The following is a 15,700-nucleotide window of genomic DNA, read 5'->3' as shown; positions in this document are numbered from 1 at the left end:
ACTATGCAATTGCCGCTTCCTATTACTTTACCGACTGATGAAACCTTTGATAGTTTCGTCGTTGGCGGTAACAGTGAAATAGTCGCGACACTCAAAAACGTATCGGCGCACCAAGATTGGCGTTCGTGCTTGCATTTGCAAAACCTCCAGGGGTTACAACTGCCTCTGATTACGCTTTTAGGTGGCGAGGGGATTGGTAAAAGCCATTTGTTGTTTGGGTTGTGCCACCAATTATCTGAACAGAACGTAAGTTACCTCTATCTTAACTTAAATGACCACCAGCAATGGTCACTTGCGATTTTCGATGGCTTAGAAAATGTGTCGGTTATTTGCTTGGATAACATACACGCGATAGCAGGCAAGGCGGATTGGGAAGAAGCACTATTTGACTTATTTAACCGTGTTATCGAGCGCCCAGGCGCGTTAGTCATCTGCAGCAGTCAATTAGGACCAGCCAGTCCCTTATTTTTATTACCTGACCTTAAGTCGCGCCTCGCGTGGGGTGTCATTTATCATATTCATTCGTTAGACGACGAGTCAAAGAAAGAGGCGGTACGATTAAGGGCGCAGCAACGTGGGCTCAAACTTTCTGAGCATGCTTTACAATTCTTACTGACCCATAGTGAGCGAGATTTAAGAAGCCTACTGGCGTTACTTGCACGTCTTGACACACGCTCGTTACAAGAAAAAAAGCGGCTTTCGGTGGCGATGGTCAAACGCGAATTATGCCTTTAAAACTAAAAAGCCATCGTGATGATGGCTTTTTTGTGCGGTAGCAAGGGCGTTGTTCCTACTGAAATTGGTGACGTTCTAGCTGTTTATGCTTTTCAATCAAGGCTGCTTTTACGCCATCAGGCATGTTAAGTGGTGCGCTATTCTCGTCCATCCCCAATACCAAGGTTTCAAACCAATCGCTATTTAACGGAAAGAGAGTAGGGCCGGGAAGTTGTGATTGAATTAATGGTACATTCAATGAAGGTAATACCCGACTCACCGCGTAATCCACTCTCATCACCGTATTATCATCACTGACTCTATTTCGTTGTCCCCATGTCACGGTGTAATCACGGCTGTTGATAGTATCACGGGTAAATACCGCAACATCCGAACTTACTCCGAGTCTATATAGCATCATAAAACGCTCGACTAATGTGGCGAAGTCCTCCCGTCTTGTGTAATAAGAATAAAAACTAACAGCGCCATCTTCTTCAAACCAATTGGCAACTTGTGAGGCAGTATAACTTTGCTGGGTAGCAGAGGCGGTATCACCTCCATATCTCACATCGGCGAGCGCGTGTAGCTGAGCAGACGTCAATGGTAAGGCATTTTCAAGCCCGTCAGACAGTTGTGCATTTCGATTTACAAAAGCCAGAGGAGAGTCTGAAGGAGATAGGCTACCCCACGTTGTGTAATCAAAAAAATCATTCGCATGGGCCAACTCGTGATACATCAACCACGTGAGTGCGGCTTCAACCCCTTCTTGTGTGCGCGTTACCCGTGATGCGGCTGAAAGGCCTGGCTGTGGAAAGTAGTATTCTCCTTCCTTAACGTAACGCCAGAACGATGAAAAATTAAGGGCGTTACCAAAACCGCTGCGGTAGTCTGGGCGCGTATTCAGCGTATCTCGCTCAGCTGGCGTACGCCAAAAGTTATTGGCATCTAGATAAATGGCACCGGTTACCGCCCAGTAAAATGAGGGCCTTACCTCATATGAAATCACTACTGCGGTGGTCGCTCGTAACAGTTTTCGCATGTCTTCACTGCTAGCCGATGTTTCTAAAAACGATTTAAATGCATCTCCCATCCACGGGTGGGAAACGTACGTCCTGTCCAATACATCATCAATAGATGGGTTCTCGGTGACCTGGCCTAGCAGCGGCAACGTTGCAAAACTGCAGCTTTGCGTAAGGACGTTATTATAAACACAGGACGAAAGTGCGTTAGCATAGGGACTATCGGCGCGGTATGGTTGCATGTGTGTCGTTACGGTTTCAACAACGCCGTTAGACGTATTGACAAAATAGGCGTCGGTGTCCACAGGCGTATCTTTAACGAGCACTTGGGCGGTATCAGATGCGGTTGTGCCATCTGAGTAGAAAAGTGTCGCTCGCATTTCTACTATACTGTCTGACGTAACACGGGGAGCCTGAAAAAATACGCTGTAAGAAAAGTCTCCGTCATCATAGGCAATGTCAGCAACAGTGGGCCCAGACACCTGCTCCCACGTAATGTCCGTCACGTCTTTCAATGTATTATTGTCTACGCGAAGCGATACTCTTCCGCCCTCACTCGTTTCGTGACCCAATCGCAAAATAGCTTGAGGTTGCTCTGAATCAGAAACGGTAAGGGTGGCGGAATCGCTTACTGATTGACCGTTATTAAGCGTTGCTTCCACCGTAATCGCGTATTCGCCAGCGTTATTAGCATCAAACCCAATTACTTGTGTATGTGAGGAGAGCGGCGATATCCCGCCTGAAACGGTCCATGAAATGTCAGTTATTCGCGTATTGACGGGAGCAGCAACCGCAAAGTCTACCGATTCGCCTGCTGAAACATTCGTTATGCCCTGTATTTCGAATGATGCTGGCGGTGTAGGTGTAGGTGTAGGGGAGGGAGTACCAGTGCTTTCACTTCCACCCCCGCCTCCACAGCCATAGAGTGTAAGAAGCGATACCGACAATAGCCATGGTTTCATTGTTTGTCTCCTTCGAAATACGCTTTTTCGTCTTGCATTTCATCTTTAAGTTTCCGCAACCCCAGCCCCAATTCTCGCCCCCGTTTTCTTGCAAACGCACTACAACCGACAAACATACCTGTACACAGTATAATTTCGATAATGGCATAAAAACGCTCTGCCGGAATTGCATAAGCAACGGTACACCCGTGAATTAAATAGAATAAAACAACAAAGTTAGCCCAAGCATGGGTGTAAGGCTTTCCTTGAATTACGCCTTTAAGCGGCAACACCAACGGAACAACATATATCAAGGTGATGAAAAGCGGTGAATAGGCGGTAGTCTTAGATAGAAAAAATTGCCACAACACAATCCATGCCAGTAGTAAAATATGGCAACTTAGTGCCAGGTATCTCACTGTTTTTGTATCTGATCCCATTTAAAACTCCTAATCGGGCAACGACGAAAGTGCTTCAGCCATTGTGGCAAGGCGTTTACCTTGCGCAATACACAGTACACGTTCATCGTTACTTAAGTCGGTTTGTTGGTTATGTGATACATGAGTAACTCCGTATGGCGTTCCGCCAGTGGTGGTAGTATGTAGCTCAGGCTCACTGTAAGGCAACCCGCAAAGCACCATGCCATGATGCAGTAAAGGAAGCATCATGGAAAGTAGCGTAGACTCCTGCCCACCGTGCATTGAAGAGGTTGAAGTAAACACGCACGCGGGTTTGTTAATAAGAGCGCCTTTTAACCACAACGAACTGGTTGAATCCAAAAAATGCTTCATTGGCGCAGCCATGTTTCCAAACCGAGTTGGACTACCTAGCGCAAGCCCACTACAATTTTTCAGTTCATCATGAGTCACCACTGAAGGTGCATTTTCAGCAGGCGCAAAACTGGTTCCACTGTCGTCTAGCTCCGCCACTGTCCGCACAATAGCCTCAAGCCCCTTAGCGGCGACGCCCTGAGCGATAGCATCCGCTATCTTTTTTGTGCTACCATGTTTACTGTAATAAAGCACAAGAATGGGTTTCATTATAAAATTTCCAATACCGATTCAGGTGGACGCCCTAGTCGCGCTTTGTCATCCTTTATGACAATGGGACGCTCGATAAGTTTTGGTATTTTAACCATGGCTTCAAATAACATTTGATCTGATACGGTGTTATCCATCAGCCCAGCCTCTTTAAACTCTTTGTCCTTTGTACGCATCATTTCCCGTACTGTATTAACATTAAGTTTTTTAAATACGTCTTTAAGCTCATCTTCAGTGAGCGGTGTTTTGAGATATTCAACAATGACAGGGGTTATCCCGTTTTCTTCGAGCAACGACAATGTCTGCCTGCTTTTAGAGCAACGAGGGTTATGAAGTAGTGTAATAGTAGTCATTATTTATCCAATAGTAGAATTGCAGTAGCGCATGCGCGGACTATTGCCTTTTTAAAACGAATTTTCAAGCGCTGTGCATGGTAAATGTAAATCACTTGCGATAATTGCGCTAAATAGGCATGTTATACATTATGGGTAGAGGCGTATAAAAGCGAGAATAGGTGGCTTATTGGTCATGGCACATTAAGCTCCCATTACTAAGTGACCAAAGGTAAATGTCGATATGCGAAAACTAGTGTTGTTATTGCTCTTTCTTGTACCGCTTGCGGTGGGCGTTTTGGTGTACCAGTCGCAACAATTTGATTTTGAAACAGTGGAGGGAAAAACACATTCGTGGTCTGATATGCGAGGGGAGTGGGTAGTCATCAACTACTTTGCTCCGTGGTGTGCACCGTGCCTTCGAGAAATGCCCGAACTTAATGCATTAGCCACTGCACTGCCTTCGAATACTCGCCTTTTTGCAATAAACTACGACAGATTATCACGGGAAGATTTAGCTGACCTCATTACTAAGTACGACATTAAGCTTGATGTTATTTTTGCGCAACAAGACACACTGCTACCGATAAGCAAGCCCGCTTATTTACCCGCGACCTTTATTATCGGCCCTGATGGTGAAATTAAGGAAACCATTATGGGAGAGGTAACAGAACAAGGCCTCAAGAACCGCTTGCGCGTGTTAAAAGAAACATAGCGTATGCCATGAACTACAACCGTTCTAGACGCTCTTCTTGGTCTCTAAACTGTTTGATACGGGCTCTTATACGCTGCTTCTGTAAGTGATCATCACCGGCAAAATTGTAAGCAAATTGCAGTTCATCAACCGCACGACTATAGGCCCCATAGAGGGCATAAACTTCCGCTTTACTCTGATGCATCTGAGAGAACCGTTTCGCTTTTTGATAGGCTTCACTCATCAACTGATGCGCAATTTGATAGTCCTTTCTTACTAAAAGAAAATCTTTAAGCAACGTAACTGCGTCGTCATACATGCCTGCGCTTATCATGGCGTTTGCTTGGTTAAGCGCTAATACTTGATTTCGAGGGCTATGCTCAATATGCGGCGCTAACATATCAATGGCTTTTTTAGGCTCGCCCGCTGCAATATAGATGTCAGTGGCGGCATCTAGATAAAATAGGTTACTGGGGTCGTTTTTAAGCAGATTGTTAACAATAATTTCCATTGCCTTATCGTTCTTGTCGTCACGCATATATGCTAAAGCTAAGCCATAAAGGGCCGCTTTCTCACTGCGTTTCACCTGCGCTGCTACCGCCGCTTCAAAATATTCTACCGCGTAATCGGGTTCAAACGAGTAGCGTGCCATGATCCTCGCTTTCGCTAATTCAAAGCGCTGACTAATAGGTAAATAACGACGTGGGTAATCTGCTGCTCGCGCTCTTGCGTCTGCAATACGAGTTTCAGTTAACGGGTGAGTTAACAACCGTGCTGGAGGACGCGATACCATGCGGTATTCCTCAGCCAGGGTAGAGAAGAAACCTGCCGCAGCGGTAGGGTCAAAGCCAGCTCTCGCTAACATCGCTATGCCGATGCGATCCGCTTCTTGTTCGTTTGTGCGGGTATAATCTATTTGCATTTGCGCGTTGGCTGCAGAACCGGCTTGCATAGCCGCGATACCCGCTTGAGGGTTAGCCATCGCAATAAGCACACCGCCAATTAGCGACGCAAGAGCCAAAGGAGATGAGCGTTGTTGAGCTTGCATGCGTCTGGCAATGTGGCGTTGTGTAACGTGAGAAATTTCATGGGCCAGAACAGAGGCCAGTTCACTTTCAGTGTTTGCTCGTCGCATTAGGCCAGCGTGCACACCTATGTGTCCACCGAAAAACGCAAAGGCATTAATGGCGTCGTTATTTACCCAGAAAAATTCAAAAGGAAATTTTGCGCTATCTGCATGAATAACTAACCGATTTCCTAAATCTTGAAGGTATTCATCAAGTACCGGATCGGCAATAAGCGGGCTTTGGCTGCGCATTTGACGCATAACGGCATCACCGACAATCATTTCTTTATCTAATGAAATTGCATCAGAGGCGACAACACCAATCTCTGGAAGGGTATTCTTATTGTCATATGTTACGCTTTGTGCAACCGCGGAGAGACTCGTGGTTACTAAAAAAGAAAACGCAGCAAGATGTACAGAAAATATATTTTTCATCTACCCGTATTTTTACTCTTTGCCATAATAGTTATTAGAGCATGAAAGTAACGAATGAGTTTCAATTATTTATCGTTAAATTATGCAGTTGGTCGAGGATATCAATGTTTCTGTTGTTTTTCACTCTGTCCAATTCAATGTAGATATTGATGCACTACACCTACCAGTACCTATTTCGTAAAATCCGAGAGGCATTATATTGCTATAACCTACACCTTTACTTATGATGCGTGTTCTATTTTCTTGTATTCCTTGGATGTTTTTATGATTAATGTGTTTGGTCGTTGGTACCAGCGCAAGTTTTCAGATCCCGATGCGGCGATGCTGCTTATTCTTATAATAATCACGACCACAGTGTTGTTATTGTGGGGCGAACTGATAATGCCGGTGCTCGTTGCAGCGGTTATTGCTTATCTCCTAGATTGGCCCGTAACGCGTTTGATAAAAATAGGTATTGGCCGAGGAATAGCATGCGGTGTGGTGTTACTTGGCTTTCTATCCTTAAGCATACTAACTCTAATTGGCCTTGTTCCTATCATATCGAAGCAAAGCGTTAATCTCATTCAAGAAACCCCACTCATTTGGCAAAAAGCACAAGACTGGATTTTAACGTTACCCGATAAGTATCCTGACTATGTTCAGGTTTATCAAATTCATCAGATGATGGAAGGGTTGAACGATAAATTGGTTGAAGTAGGGGAAACGCTCCTCACTGCATCATTTAGTAATATAGCGAACGTTGCCGCCTTACTCGTGTATGTTGTCCTCGTACCGTTAATGGTCTTTTTTATGTTGAAAGACAAGATGTTTTTCTTGGAGAGTATTTCTCGAGTATTACCAAAAGAGCGTCGACTTATTACTCAGGTTGGCCACGAGATGAATTCACAAGTCGCGAACTATATTCGCGGAAAGGTAATAGAAATCATTATTGTAGGCGTAGCAAGTTGTGTAACGTTTGCACTAATGGATTTACGCTACGCCATATTACTTGGGGTACTGGTTGGCATTTCAGTACTTATTCCGTATATCGGTGCCGCTGTTGTCACTATACCTGTCGCCGTTGTAGCGTTATTCCAGTTCGGGCTTACCCCAGAATTCTGGTACTTAATGACAGCGTACATGATTATCCAAGCCTTAGATGGAAACTTATTGGTACCGCTATTATTTTCTGAAGCAGTCAGTCTTCATCCGCTTTATATCATTATTGCAGTGCTGGTTTTTGGCGGTCTATGGGGCTTTTGGGGCGTTTTCTTTGCAATACCCCTTGCAACATTGGTAAAGGCTGTAGTGACCGCATGGTCTAGTAGTCCGATGGAACCCATAGAGAAAACGTAAAACAAAAAAGCCCCAATCGAGGGGCTTTTTTTATGTGCTACTACACCAAAAATTAAGGCGCGTAAATTAGGCGTTGCCGTTTATATAATCCAGCACGACTGTGTGGTGATCTTTGGTTTTGAATTTAGTGAAAACATGTTCGACCACGCCATTCTCATCAATAAGAAATGTAAGGCGGTGGATGCCGTCATATTCTTTGCCCATGAACTTTTTAGGCCCCCATACGCCAAACGCGTCAGCAACAGCATGATCTTCATCAGACAGTAGCGTAAAGTTGAGGCTTTCCTTGTCTACGAACTTAGGAAGGCGCTTAACGGCATCAGGGCTAATACCAATGACGTCTACATTTTTAGCGGCAAGTTCATCTTTAACATCTCTAAGCCCTTGGGCTTGAACGGTGCAGCCAGGTGTCATCGCTTTAGGGTAGAAATAAACTAATACTTTTTTACCGGCGTAATCAGCAAGCGATTTGGTCTCATCGTTTTGGTTTGAAAGTGAAAATTGTGGTGCTTTATCACCAGCCTGTAACGTTTTCATTTGCGTCCTTTTTGTGCGTGTCTATTACTTTGCCTGTTACGTTTAATGAAGCAAATAGCGCCATTAGTTCGGTCTCGAGTTTTTCGAAATCTTCCGACTCGGCCATATTAACAACAAACTTACAACGCATCGATTCTTTGGTCGACGTTGATGCCTTAAATGTTCGTTGACGAAATGCGCTTATGGACGCATTACGCTCAGCGAAAAAGCCAGTGACTGATTTAATCAGCCCTGCCGTATCCTCTCCGCTAAATTCAACATTAAACAGATGTTCTAAATTTTGCTTTTCGTGGTGGCTGGTACGCTTCATCATTGATAGAAGATCAAGCCGCTGACAGACAGACGGTAAAATACATTCCGCTTTAGTGATAGCGCTCTGACCGCCTTCGATAATCATAGTAAGAGAAAACTCTTTACCATATATCGCTTGACGGCTATCAAGAATATTGCACTGTGCTTCAGAAACCGTGCTTGCAAGTTCACTCAGAATCCCGCTTTTATCTGTACCTAAAATAGTCACGATAAGTTGATGTTGAGACATGCAGTTTCACAATAAAAAGTAACATGGCGCGATGTTAGCACAGAGTTTTTTCCCAAGTTAGTGCCTTTTTAACCACTTTCGTCACCTTATTCATAAAATCTTGTCATTTACCCCGCATGACTGCTTGTGTTTAAGCACTGAGATATTTAACATGTGCGCTCAGATTTTGCGGAGAGATTATGTTTACTGGCAGTTATGTAGCACTTGTCACGCCGATGTTCGAAAACGGCGATGTTGATTATAAGTCACTTGAAAAGCTAGTTCGCTTTCATATAGAGCAGGGAACCCACGGCATTGTCTCTGTTGGCACTACTGGCGAGTCGGCCACGCTACCATTCGATGAGCATGTCAACGTTGTAAGAGAAACGGTTGCGATGGTTTCTGGACACATTCCCGTTATCGCGGGCAGTGGAGCAAACTCGACCGCTGAAGCAATCTTCCTTACCAAACAACTTGGCGTACTGAACATTGATGGTTTTCTCAGTGTAGTGCCTTATTACAATAAACCTCAACAAGCGGGTATGGTGGCGCACTTTAACGCAATTGCCGATGCCAGTGACCTTCCAGTGGTTTTGTATAATGTTCCTGGCCGAACGGTTGCAGATATGCTTCCTGAAACGGTCGCTGAACTTTCTGCTCACAAAAACATTGTGGGTTTAAAAGATGCGACAGGTGATATCTCAAGGTTGAAGGCGACGCAGAAACTCGTTCCTAACGACTTCGTTCTGCTAAGCGGTGATGACGGCACAAGCTGTGAGTTCATGTGTGAGGGTGGGCATGGCGTAATATCTGTGACCGCAAACATTGTGCCTGGCGCAATTTCTAAAATGTGCGACGCCGCATTGCAAAAAGATTTTGTGGCATGTAGAGAGATAGATAAGTCTATTGAACTGCTCCACAGCACACTGTTTATAGAACCTAATCCAGTGATGCCGAAATGGGCATTATATAAAATGGGGCTGATGAATAGCGCCCAAATGCGACTACCGATGGTTTTACCGGAACTTGCGAGCCAAAAACATATCGAAGAACTATTACAAAAATACGCATTGATATCTGGTTAATAAGGAATGCAGATGAAAAAATCGCTGGCTATAGCAAGTTCATTGGCTGTAATTGTACTTGCGGGATGTTCGAGCCAAACTGATAGAAAGACAGCTTCAGGTAGTTACAAGTACTTAGAAACAAAAGAACAGGCCCCCTTAAAGGTTCCCGAAAGTTTAGATGCGCCTGCGTTTTCTCGTGAGTTTGCATTGCCGGAACTAGGCGACAATGCCGACCCTGAAATCGTAGGAAAGAAGATGGTTATTCAGTCGCCATCATTAGTGCTACCCATCGTTACCGGCTCAAGCGTACAAGAAGGGAAAAGCTCAGCAACAATTACCTTTGACCAAGTTGACGATAGCCAACCGTTGAGCCAAGCAATCTGGAATTCGTTATTGAGTTTCCTTGATGAGCAAGGCATCGGTGTAGACTCGTTTGATGCTGAAAGGCAAGTATTGATCACAGACTGGATGGTGATCACCAAAGAAATAGAAGGCCCTTGGTATAGCATGACGTCTTCTGAGAGCGAAATTGGTCGCCGCTTCGAATTTAGCCTAGAAGTGAAACCACATGGTAGAAGTGCAGCACTTACCGTAGATTTGAAAGACTATCTCGAAACCCAAGGTAACGACGTTATTGCTGAAGTGTCATCGATGAAAGAGCGTCGTGAAGAAGTTGACGTATTGAATCAAGTTATTGTTCATTACGAATACCAAGTGCAGCTTGCTAAAACGCGACGCGTTGCTCAAATTAGACAAGGCCTTCAGACTGAGATGGGGTTCAATGCCGATGGCGATGCCGCGTTTATCGTTGCGTCACAATATGACATTACTTGGCCTAGAATGCTGTTGGTACTGCGTAAACTTGGTTTTGATGTAAAAGATTTAGATAAGTCGAATGGCCTTTTGTTTGTAAGCTATAATGGGGCAGACAATAGTTGGTGGGATGGTCTGTTCTCAGGTAACGGCGACCTACTTAAGAAAGGCGACTATCGCTTGAAAGTTGAAGCTGCCGGCAGTGACCGTACTTCTGTTACTTTTATGAATAATGAAAGTGTACCTTTTGAAGCCAATCAAGTTTCCGACCTATACAGCACTTTTGCTGAGGTCATGTCAGAAGATAACCTTGATATTTAATTGAGACTGAGCATGGAAAAACGTGATGAGCTTTACCGCGGTAAAGCAAAAACAGTGTACTTTACTGATGATAGCGAAAAGCTGATCCTTCATTTTCGTAATGATACGTCAGCCTTTGATGGTGAAAAAATTGAGCAGCTCGATCGTAAAGGTGAGGTGAACAATAAGTTTAACCACTTCATTATGACTAAGCTTGAAGAGGCGGGTATCAAAACACAAGTAGAAGCGCTCGTGTCTGACACTGAGTCGCTTGTTAAAAAGCTTGATATGATCCCTGTTGAATGTGTGGTAAGAAATCTTGCTGCTGGCTCTCTTGTGCGCCGTTTAGGTGTAGAAGAAGGCCAAGCATTGACGCCGCCAGTGTTTGAGTTTTTCTTGAAGAACGACGCATTGCACGACCCAATGATTAACGATTATCACATCGCGTCATTCGGCTGGGCAACCGAAGAACAAATCGAACAAATGAAAGCGATCACCTTTAATGTGAATGCGGTGCTTAAAGCGTTATTTGATGAAGCGGGTATGTTATTGGTTGATTACAAACTAGAGTTTGGCGTCGACAATGCGGGTAACATCGTATTGGGTGATGAGTTTACACCCGACGGCTGTAGATTGTGGGATAAAGAAACCCGCAAGAAAATGGATAAAGACCGTTTTAGACAGGGTCTTGGTTCAGTGGTAGAGACGTATATTGAAGTGGCTCAACGTTTAGGTTTAGCGCTTTAATTTTATTACTTCACTACATGCGATAATTGAAAGAAAAGAGGACCATCGAAGGTCCTCTTTTTTTTGATAAAAGGATAGGTTAATGAATCGTTCACTCTTTCTTGTGAGCCTTGCCATGGTGGCGTTTGCCGCCAATTCTTTGTTGTGTAGAATGGCGCTTGTGAACACGAGTATAGACCCTGGTTTATTTACGATAGTCCGCTTAATGAGTGGCGCACTGTGTTTACTTATTCTGGTTACTATTACCAGGCAGCGAGTGTTGCCGTCGAATAATTCACCGACAAAAAGGCAATCTATTACGTCAATCATTACCACCCATGGCACGTTACGGGGAGGGTTATCACTGTTCGTTTACGCTATTACGTTCTCATACGCGTATGTGTCTTTAAGCACAGGCACGGGGGCGTTATTATTGTTTGGTGCGGTTCAGCTTACGATGATTGCTTACGGTCTACTTCATAAAGAACGTTTTACCTTGCTGCAGTGGACAGGGTTTGTTATTGCAGTTAGTGGTGTAGTGACACTGCTTCTCCCTAGTGCCTCTGCGCCTAACCCAGTAGCGGCCTTGTTAATGGTAATTGCTGGTATAGCGTGGGGGGCATACTCCATATTTGGTAGAAGGAGTGGTGCGCCTTTACTGTTGACGTTCGGAAACTTCGTATATTCAAGCTTACTGCTTATTCCGCTGGCGTGTTGGCTGTGGTTATCTGATGGGGTTAACTATGATAGTGCTGGCGTAATGTATGCGCTTATGTCGGGTATTTTAGCATCTGGTGCGGGTTATGCCGTTTGGTATAGTGCGCTTTCGCTTATTCGAGCGACTACCGCGGCAACGGTGCAGCTATCTGTACCCGTAATTGCTACGTTGATGGGCTGGGCCTTCCTAGCAGAACCACTAACATTACAAGTTATGCTCGCTTCTGCATTAACACTCGGTGGGATTAGTTTGGTTATTCGTTACGGTAAAAAAGCGTGAAAATTAATGAATACGGGCAACGCAGTCTTTATATTTAAAGAATGCGTTGCCCGTTATACCATGGCGCTCAATACAGCGTTTGGGGTTTATATTTGAATTAGCTTAACGTCGCGAGTGCGTCCGCAGAATACTCTTTCAGTTCATCCATACGCTGTTCTTCTATTTTACGTGGCCAATTTGGGTCTTGAAGAAGTGCTCTTCCTACGGCAACCAAATCAAATTCGCCTTGTTCTAGGCGCTCAACGAGGTCATCAATAGAGCGCATGTCTGAGCCTTTGCCCTGGAACGCGCCAAAGAAATCACTGTTTAGCCCAACAGAGCCGACGGTAATTGTTGGCTTTCCTGTAATTTTTTTGGTCCAGCCAGCAAGATTAAGCTCGCTGCCTTCAAATTCACTTTCCCAATAACGGCGTTGGGAGCAATGGAATATGTCTACACCCGCGTCGCTCAATGGGGTAAGGAATTGCTCAAGCTCTTGTGGTGAATGTGCTAGTCGAGCAGTATAGTCTTGCTGTTTCCACTGGGAGAAGCGCAATACAATAGGGAAGTCTGGTGAGGTCGCTGCACGAATAGCTTTAATAATTTCTACTGCAAAACGCCCACGGTTTTGCATGTTGCCGCCCCAGCTGTCGGTACGTTGGTTCGTTCCTTCCCAAAAGAATTGGTCAACTAAATAACCATGTGCACCGTGGATTTCTATGCCATCCATTCCTATTGCCTTGGCATCTGCCGCGGCCTGCGCAAATGCCGCGATAACGGCTTCAATATGCTCAACGGTCATAGGCTCAGCCCCTTGCTTGCCAGGCTTAAATAGTCCAGATGGGCCAGCGCTTGGCAATTCAGGGTAGGGCGCTTTTTCAGCAACTCTTGCCATGCCGACATGCCATAACTGAGGCATAATTTTACCGCCAGCACCGTGTACATCTTGGACCACTTTTTTCCAGCCGGCTAATGCATCTTCACCATGAAACTTAGGAATATTAGCGTCCATCGTCGCGACGTTGTCATTTACAGTGGTGCCTTCAGTAATGATCAGCCCGGTACCGCCTTCTGCGCGTCGTTTATAGTAGCCTGCAACATCGTCGGTCGGGATGCCATTAGGTGAAAACTGACGCGTCATAGGGGCCATAACAATACGGTTATCTAGTGTAAGGTTACTGCTGTTAAACTTTGAAAATAAGGTGGTTTTCGACATTGTAGTTCCATGTTTAATTACGAAATACGATGGCAAAATAGTAAGGCCAAACCTTATGAAGTCAATTTTCTATTAATGATAGTGATGCATAACCATTGATTGGGTGGCGTTATTCCCACCGCGCTGTAATAAGCAATGTGAATTTGATAGCGTTACTATAAATGTACCAAGGACAATAAGAATGCGTGAAATTATCTTTAATACCGATGAAAAAGCTAACCTAATCGAAAAACTTCAACACTATGTCGATAGAGAGTTAGGTATTGAATTAGGACAGTTCGATGGTGATTTTTTATTAGACTTCATCAGTCGTGAGATGGGCCCCCATTTCTATAATCAAGGAGTCCATGATGCTAGGGCGGTGTTTGATTCGCGTTTAGAAACAATAGATGAAGATTTGTATGGAATTTTAAAAGAAGTGTAGCGCAATAGGGTTATCGCTACGTTTCGGACATTTCAATTTAAGTATCGTTTATAGCGGTACTTTTATTTTTAGCGGACACTTAGCCACACAACAGCAGGGGAGTATTTCGTCATCGTCGATAAATGCAAGTGGATCGGTGGTATATTCAACTTCCCCATCGAGTAACTTAGTTCGACATGCACCACAAAACCCTTCTCTACAATGAAAATGGATATGGATATTTGCGGCTTCAAGCGCGCTAAGAAGGGTTTTTTCGGGTGAGGCCTGAATCGGGCCCACATCGACTACGTCGATGCGAAGCCCTTTACTGTCGTTCGTCATTGAGCAGTATAACTACAGCTCGAAATCGGCAAATTCATCTTCGCTTACAGCAGAATCAATCTGACCAACAAGGTACGAACTTATCTCAGATTCTTGAGGAGCAACTTGCACATTGTCTGAGTTAAGATAGTTGTTCATCCAAGGAAGAGGATTACTGCTAACATCAAACGGAGCGTCAAATCCTATGGCTGTCATGCGCTGATTCGCAATATATTCGACATACTGACAAAGAATTTCTTTGTTAAGCCCAATCATTGACCCATTTTGGAACAAATAGTCGGCCCATTGCTTTTCTTGCTCTACCGCATTTAGAAAAATATCACGGGCTTCGTCTTTACATTCTTCAGCAATCTGCGCCATCTCTGGGTCGTCCTTGCTCTTTGCCCACAGATTTAAAATGTGCTGTGTTGAAGAAAGGTGTAGGTTCTCATCACGCGCAATAAGGCGAATGATTTTTGAGTTGCCTTCCATTAGCTTACGCTCAGCAAATGCAAAGGTACATGCAAAAGACACGTAGAAGCGGATAGCTTCTAGCGCATTAACTGAATTCATACACAAGAACAGTTTTTTCTTAAGTTCATACATATTGATGGTATGCGCTACACCATCAATGGTGTGGATCCCTTCACCCTGAGTCTGCCATAGCTGAGTGGCAAAAATAAGGTCATCGTAGTATTTAGAAATATCAGCGGCTCTTCGCTTTATCTCGTCATTTACAACGATATCTTCAAAAATTTCACTTGGATCAGAGAAAAGGTTGCGCAATATGTGCGTGTAAGAGCGAGAGTGTATGGTCTCGTAAAACGACCATGTTTCAACCCACGTTTCTAATTCAGGTAATGAAATAATTGGCAAAAACGCGATGTTTGGACTGCGGCCTTGGACCGAGTCTAATAGCGTTTGATATTTCAGATTAGAGATAAAAATGTGCTTTTCAGGCTCAGTAAGCTTCTGAAAGTCAACGCGATCTCGTGTCACATCTACTTCTTCAGGGCGCCAGAAAAAGCTAATTTGTTTTTCAATAAGCTTCTCGAAAATAGCGTGCTTTTGTTGGTCATAACGAGCAACGTTAACGGGATTGCCGAAAAACATTGGCTCGACCAAAGGATTAGTGCTTTGCTGATTAAACGTAGTGTATTTCATGGTGACCTAACTGAAAACTTAATGATAAACGCGTTTATTAATTAGTGTTCTTGCTGCGATTTGTACTTGCGGAAAACCCGC

18 protein-coding genes are annotated in these 15,700 nt (G+C 44.3%); 8 read left to right on the top strand and 10 right to left on the bottom strand.

Annotated features, from left to right (window positions below; all coding sequences use genetic code 11):
- Positions 1–3 precede the first annotated feature (3 nt).
- The gene (gene hda, locus AC27EZ_RS13800; RefSeq protein WP_487135872.1) at positions 4–735 is read left to right on the top strand and encodes a DnaA regulatory inactivator Hda; all 732 of its coding nucleotides are present in this window, start codon (positions 4–6) and stop codon (positions 733–735) included.
- A gap of 55 nt (positions 736–790) precedes the next feature.
- Here the strand turns inward: hda and AC27EZ_RS13795 are convergent, their stop codons facing one another.
- The 4 genes from AC27EZ_RS13795 to arsC are packed head-to-tail and all read right to left on the bottom strand — an operon-like array spanning position 791 to position 4,067.
- The gene (locus AC27EZ_RS13795) at positions 791–2,695 is read right to left on the bottom strand and encodes a hypothetical protein (RefSeq protein WP_487135871.1); all 1,905 of its coding nucleotides are present in this window, start codon (positions 2,693–2,695) and stop codon (positions 791–793) included.
- On the bottom strand, positions 2,692–3,114 hold the full coding sequence (locus AC27EZ_RS13790; RefSeq protein ID WP_487135870.1) for a DUF2069 domain-containing protein: 423 nt from the start codon (positions 3,112–3,114) through the stop codon (positions 2,692–2,694). Before AC27EZ_RS13790 ends, AC27EZ_RS13795 begins: the two co-directional genes overlap by 4 nt.
- Positions 3,115–3,123: 9 nt before the next feature.
- Positions 3,124–3,714, bottom strand: a complete 591-nt coding sequence (gene wrbA, locus AC27EZ_RS13785; protein ID WP_487135869.1) for an NAD(P)H:quinone oxidoreductase — start codon at positions 3,712–3,714, stop codon at positions 3,124–3,126.
- A complete protein-coding gene (gene arsC, locus AC27EZ_RS13780; RefSeq protein WP_487135868.1) occupies positions 3,714–4,067 on the bottom strand; it encodes an arsenate reductase (glutaredoxin) in 354 nt (117 codons plus the stop codon). The genes wrbA and arsC overlap by 1 nt, the downstream gene beginning before the upstream one ends.
- A 223-nt stretch (positions 4,068–4,290) precedes the next feature.
- Here arsC and AC27EZ_RS13775 point away from each other — a divergent pair, with 223 nt between their 5' ends.
- Complete coding sequence (locus AC27EZ_RS13775; RefSeq protein ID WP_487135867.1) at positions 4,291–4,761, top strand: TlpA family protein disulfide reductase; 471 nt, start codon at positions 4,291–4,293, stop codon at positions 4,759–4,761.
- A gap of 13 nt (positions 4,762–4,774) precedes the next feature.
- On the opposite strand, the gene bepA is transcribed toward AC27EZ_RS13775, so the two are convergent.
- Positions 4,775–6,241 carry a beta-barrel assembly-enhancing protease gene (gene bepA, locus AC27EZ_RS13770; protein WP_487135866.1) on the bottom strand — a complete coding sequence of 489 codons (1,467 nt, stop codon included), beginning with the start codon at positions 6,239–6,241 and terminating at the stop codon, positions 4,775–4,777.
- 264 nt (positions 6,242–6,505) lie between these two features.
- Here bepA and AC27EZ_RS13765 point away from each other — a divergent pair, with 264 nt between their 5' ends.
- Positions 6,506–7,576: an AI-2E family transporter gene (locus AC27EZ_RS13765; protein WP_487135865.1), complete on the top strand. Its 1,071-nt coding sequence runs from the start codon at positions 6,506–6,508 to the stop codon at positions 7,574–7,576.
- A 66-nt stretch (positions 7,577–7,642) separates the two neighbouring features.
- On the opposite strand, the gene bcp is transcribed toward AC27EZ_RS13765, so the two are convergent.
- Both bcp and AC27EZ_RS13755 read right to left on the bottom strand, forming a co-directional pair.
- Positions 7,643–8,113, bottom strand: coding sequence for a thioredoxin-dependent thiol peroxidase (gene bcp / locus AC27EZ_RS13760; RefSeq protein ID WP_487135864.1), 471 nt, complete (start codon positions 8,111–8,113; stop codon positions 7,643–7,645).
- Entirely contained in the window at positions 8,091–8,654 is a 564-nt protein-coding gene (locus AC27EZ_RS13755; RefSeq protein ID WP_487135863.1) for a glycine cleavage system transcriptional repressor, read from the bottom strand. Before AC27EZ_RS13755 ends, bcp begins: the two co-directional genes overlap by 23 nt.
- Positions 8,655–8,833: 179 nt before the next feature.
- Between AC27EZ_RS13755 and dapA the strand changes: the two genes are divergently transcribed.
- The 4 genes from dapA to AC27EZ_RS13735 all read left to right on the top strand — a co-directional run bounded on the left by dapA (position 8,834) and on the right by AC27EZ_RS13735 (position 12,536).
- Complete coding sequence (gene dapA / locus AC27EZ_RS13750; protein WP_487135862.1) at positions 8,834–9,718, top strand: 4-hydroxy-tetrahydrodipicolinate synthase; 885 nt, start codon at positions 8,834–8,836, stop codon at positions 9,716–9,718.
- 12 nt (positions 9,719–9,730) lie between these two features.
- A complete protein-coding gene (gene bamC / locus AC27EZ_RS13745) occupies positions 9,731–10,834 on the top strand; it encodes an NlpB/DapX family lipoprotein (protein WP_487135861.1) in 1,104 nt (367 codons plus the stop codon).
- A 12-nt stretch (positions 10,835–10,846) separates the two neighbouring features.
- On the top strand, positions 10,847–11,560 hold the full coding sequence (gene purC, locus AC27EZ_RS13740) for a phosphoribosylaminoimidazolesuccinocarboxamide synthase (RefSeq protein WP_487135860.1): 714 nt from the start codon (positions 10,847–10,849) through the stop codon (positions 11,558–11,560).
- Between the two features lie 82 nt (positions 11,561–11,642).
- Positions 11,643–12,536 (top strand): DMT family transporter, encoded by an 894-nt coding sequence (locus tag AC27EZ_RS13735; RefSeq protein WP_487135859.1) that lies wholly within the window; start codon positions 11,643–11,645, stop codon positions 12,534–12,536.
- A gap of 97 nt (positions 12,537–12,633) precedes the next feature.
- Here AC27EZ_RS13735 and AC27EZ_RS13730 read toward each other — a convergent pair whose 3' ends face one another.
- The gene (locus AC27EZ_RS13730; RefSeq protein ID WP_487135858.1) at positions 12,634–13,731 is read right to left on the bottom strand and encodes an NADH:flavin oxidoreductase; all 1,098 of its coding nucleotides are present in this window, start codon (positions 13,729–13,731) and stop codon (positions 12,634–12,636) included.
- A 181-nt stretch (positions 13,732–13,912) separates the two neighbouring features.
- Here AC27EZ_RS13730 and AC27EZ_RS13725 point away from each other — a divergent pair, with 181 nt between their 5' ends.
- Positions 13,913–14,155, top strand: a complete 243-nt coding sequence (locus AC27EZ_RS13725; RefSeq protein ID WP_487135857.1) for a DUF2164 domain-containing protein — start codon at positions 13,913–13,915, stop codon at positions 14,153–14,155.
- Positions 14,156–14,203: 48 nt separating this feature from the next.
- Here the strand turns inward: AC27EZ_RS13725 and yfaE are convergent, their stop codons facing one another.
- Positions 14,204–14,476, bottom strand: coding sequence for a class I ribonucleotide reductase maintenance protein YfaE (gene yfaE, locus AC27EZ_RS13720; RefSeq protein WP_487135856.1), 273 nt, complete (start codon positions 14,474–14,476; stop codon positions 14,204–14,206).
- Positions 14,477–14,488: 12 nt separating this feature from the next.
- On the bottom strand, positions 14,489–15,619 hold the full coding sequence (gene nrdB, locus AC27EZ_RS13715; RefSeq protein WP_487135855.1) for a class Ia ribonucleoside-diphosphate reductase subunit beta: 1,131 nt from the start codon (positions 15,617–15,619) through the stop codon (positions 14,489–14,491).
- Between the last annotated feature and the right edge of the window lie 81 nt (positions 15,620–15,700).

It is taken from the genome of Alteromonas sp. 4NH20-0056 (assembly GCF_057539655.1).
Note: the sequence above shows the minus strand (reverse complement) of the source record. Positions and strands in the feature narration are given on the sequence as shown.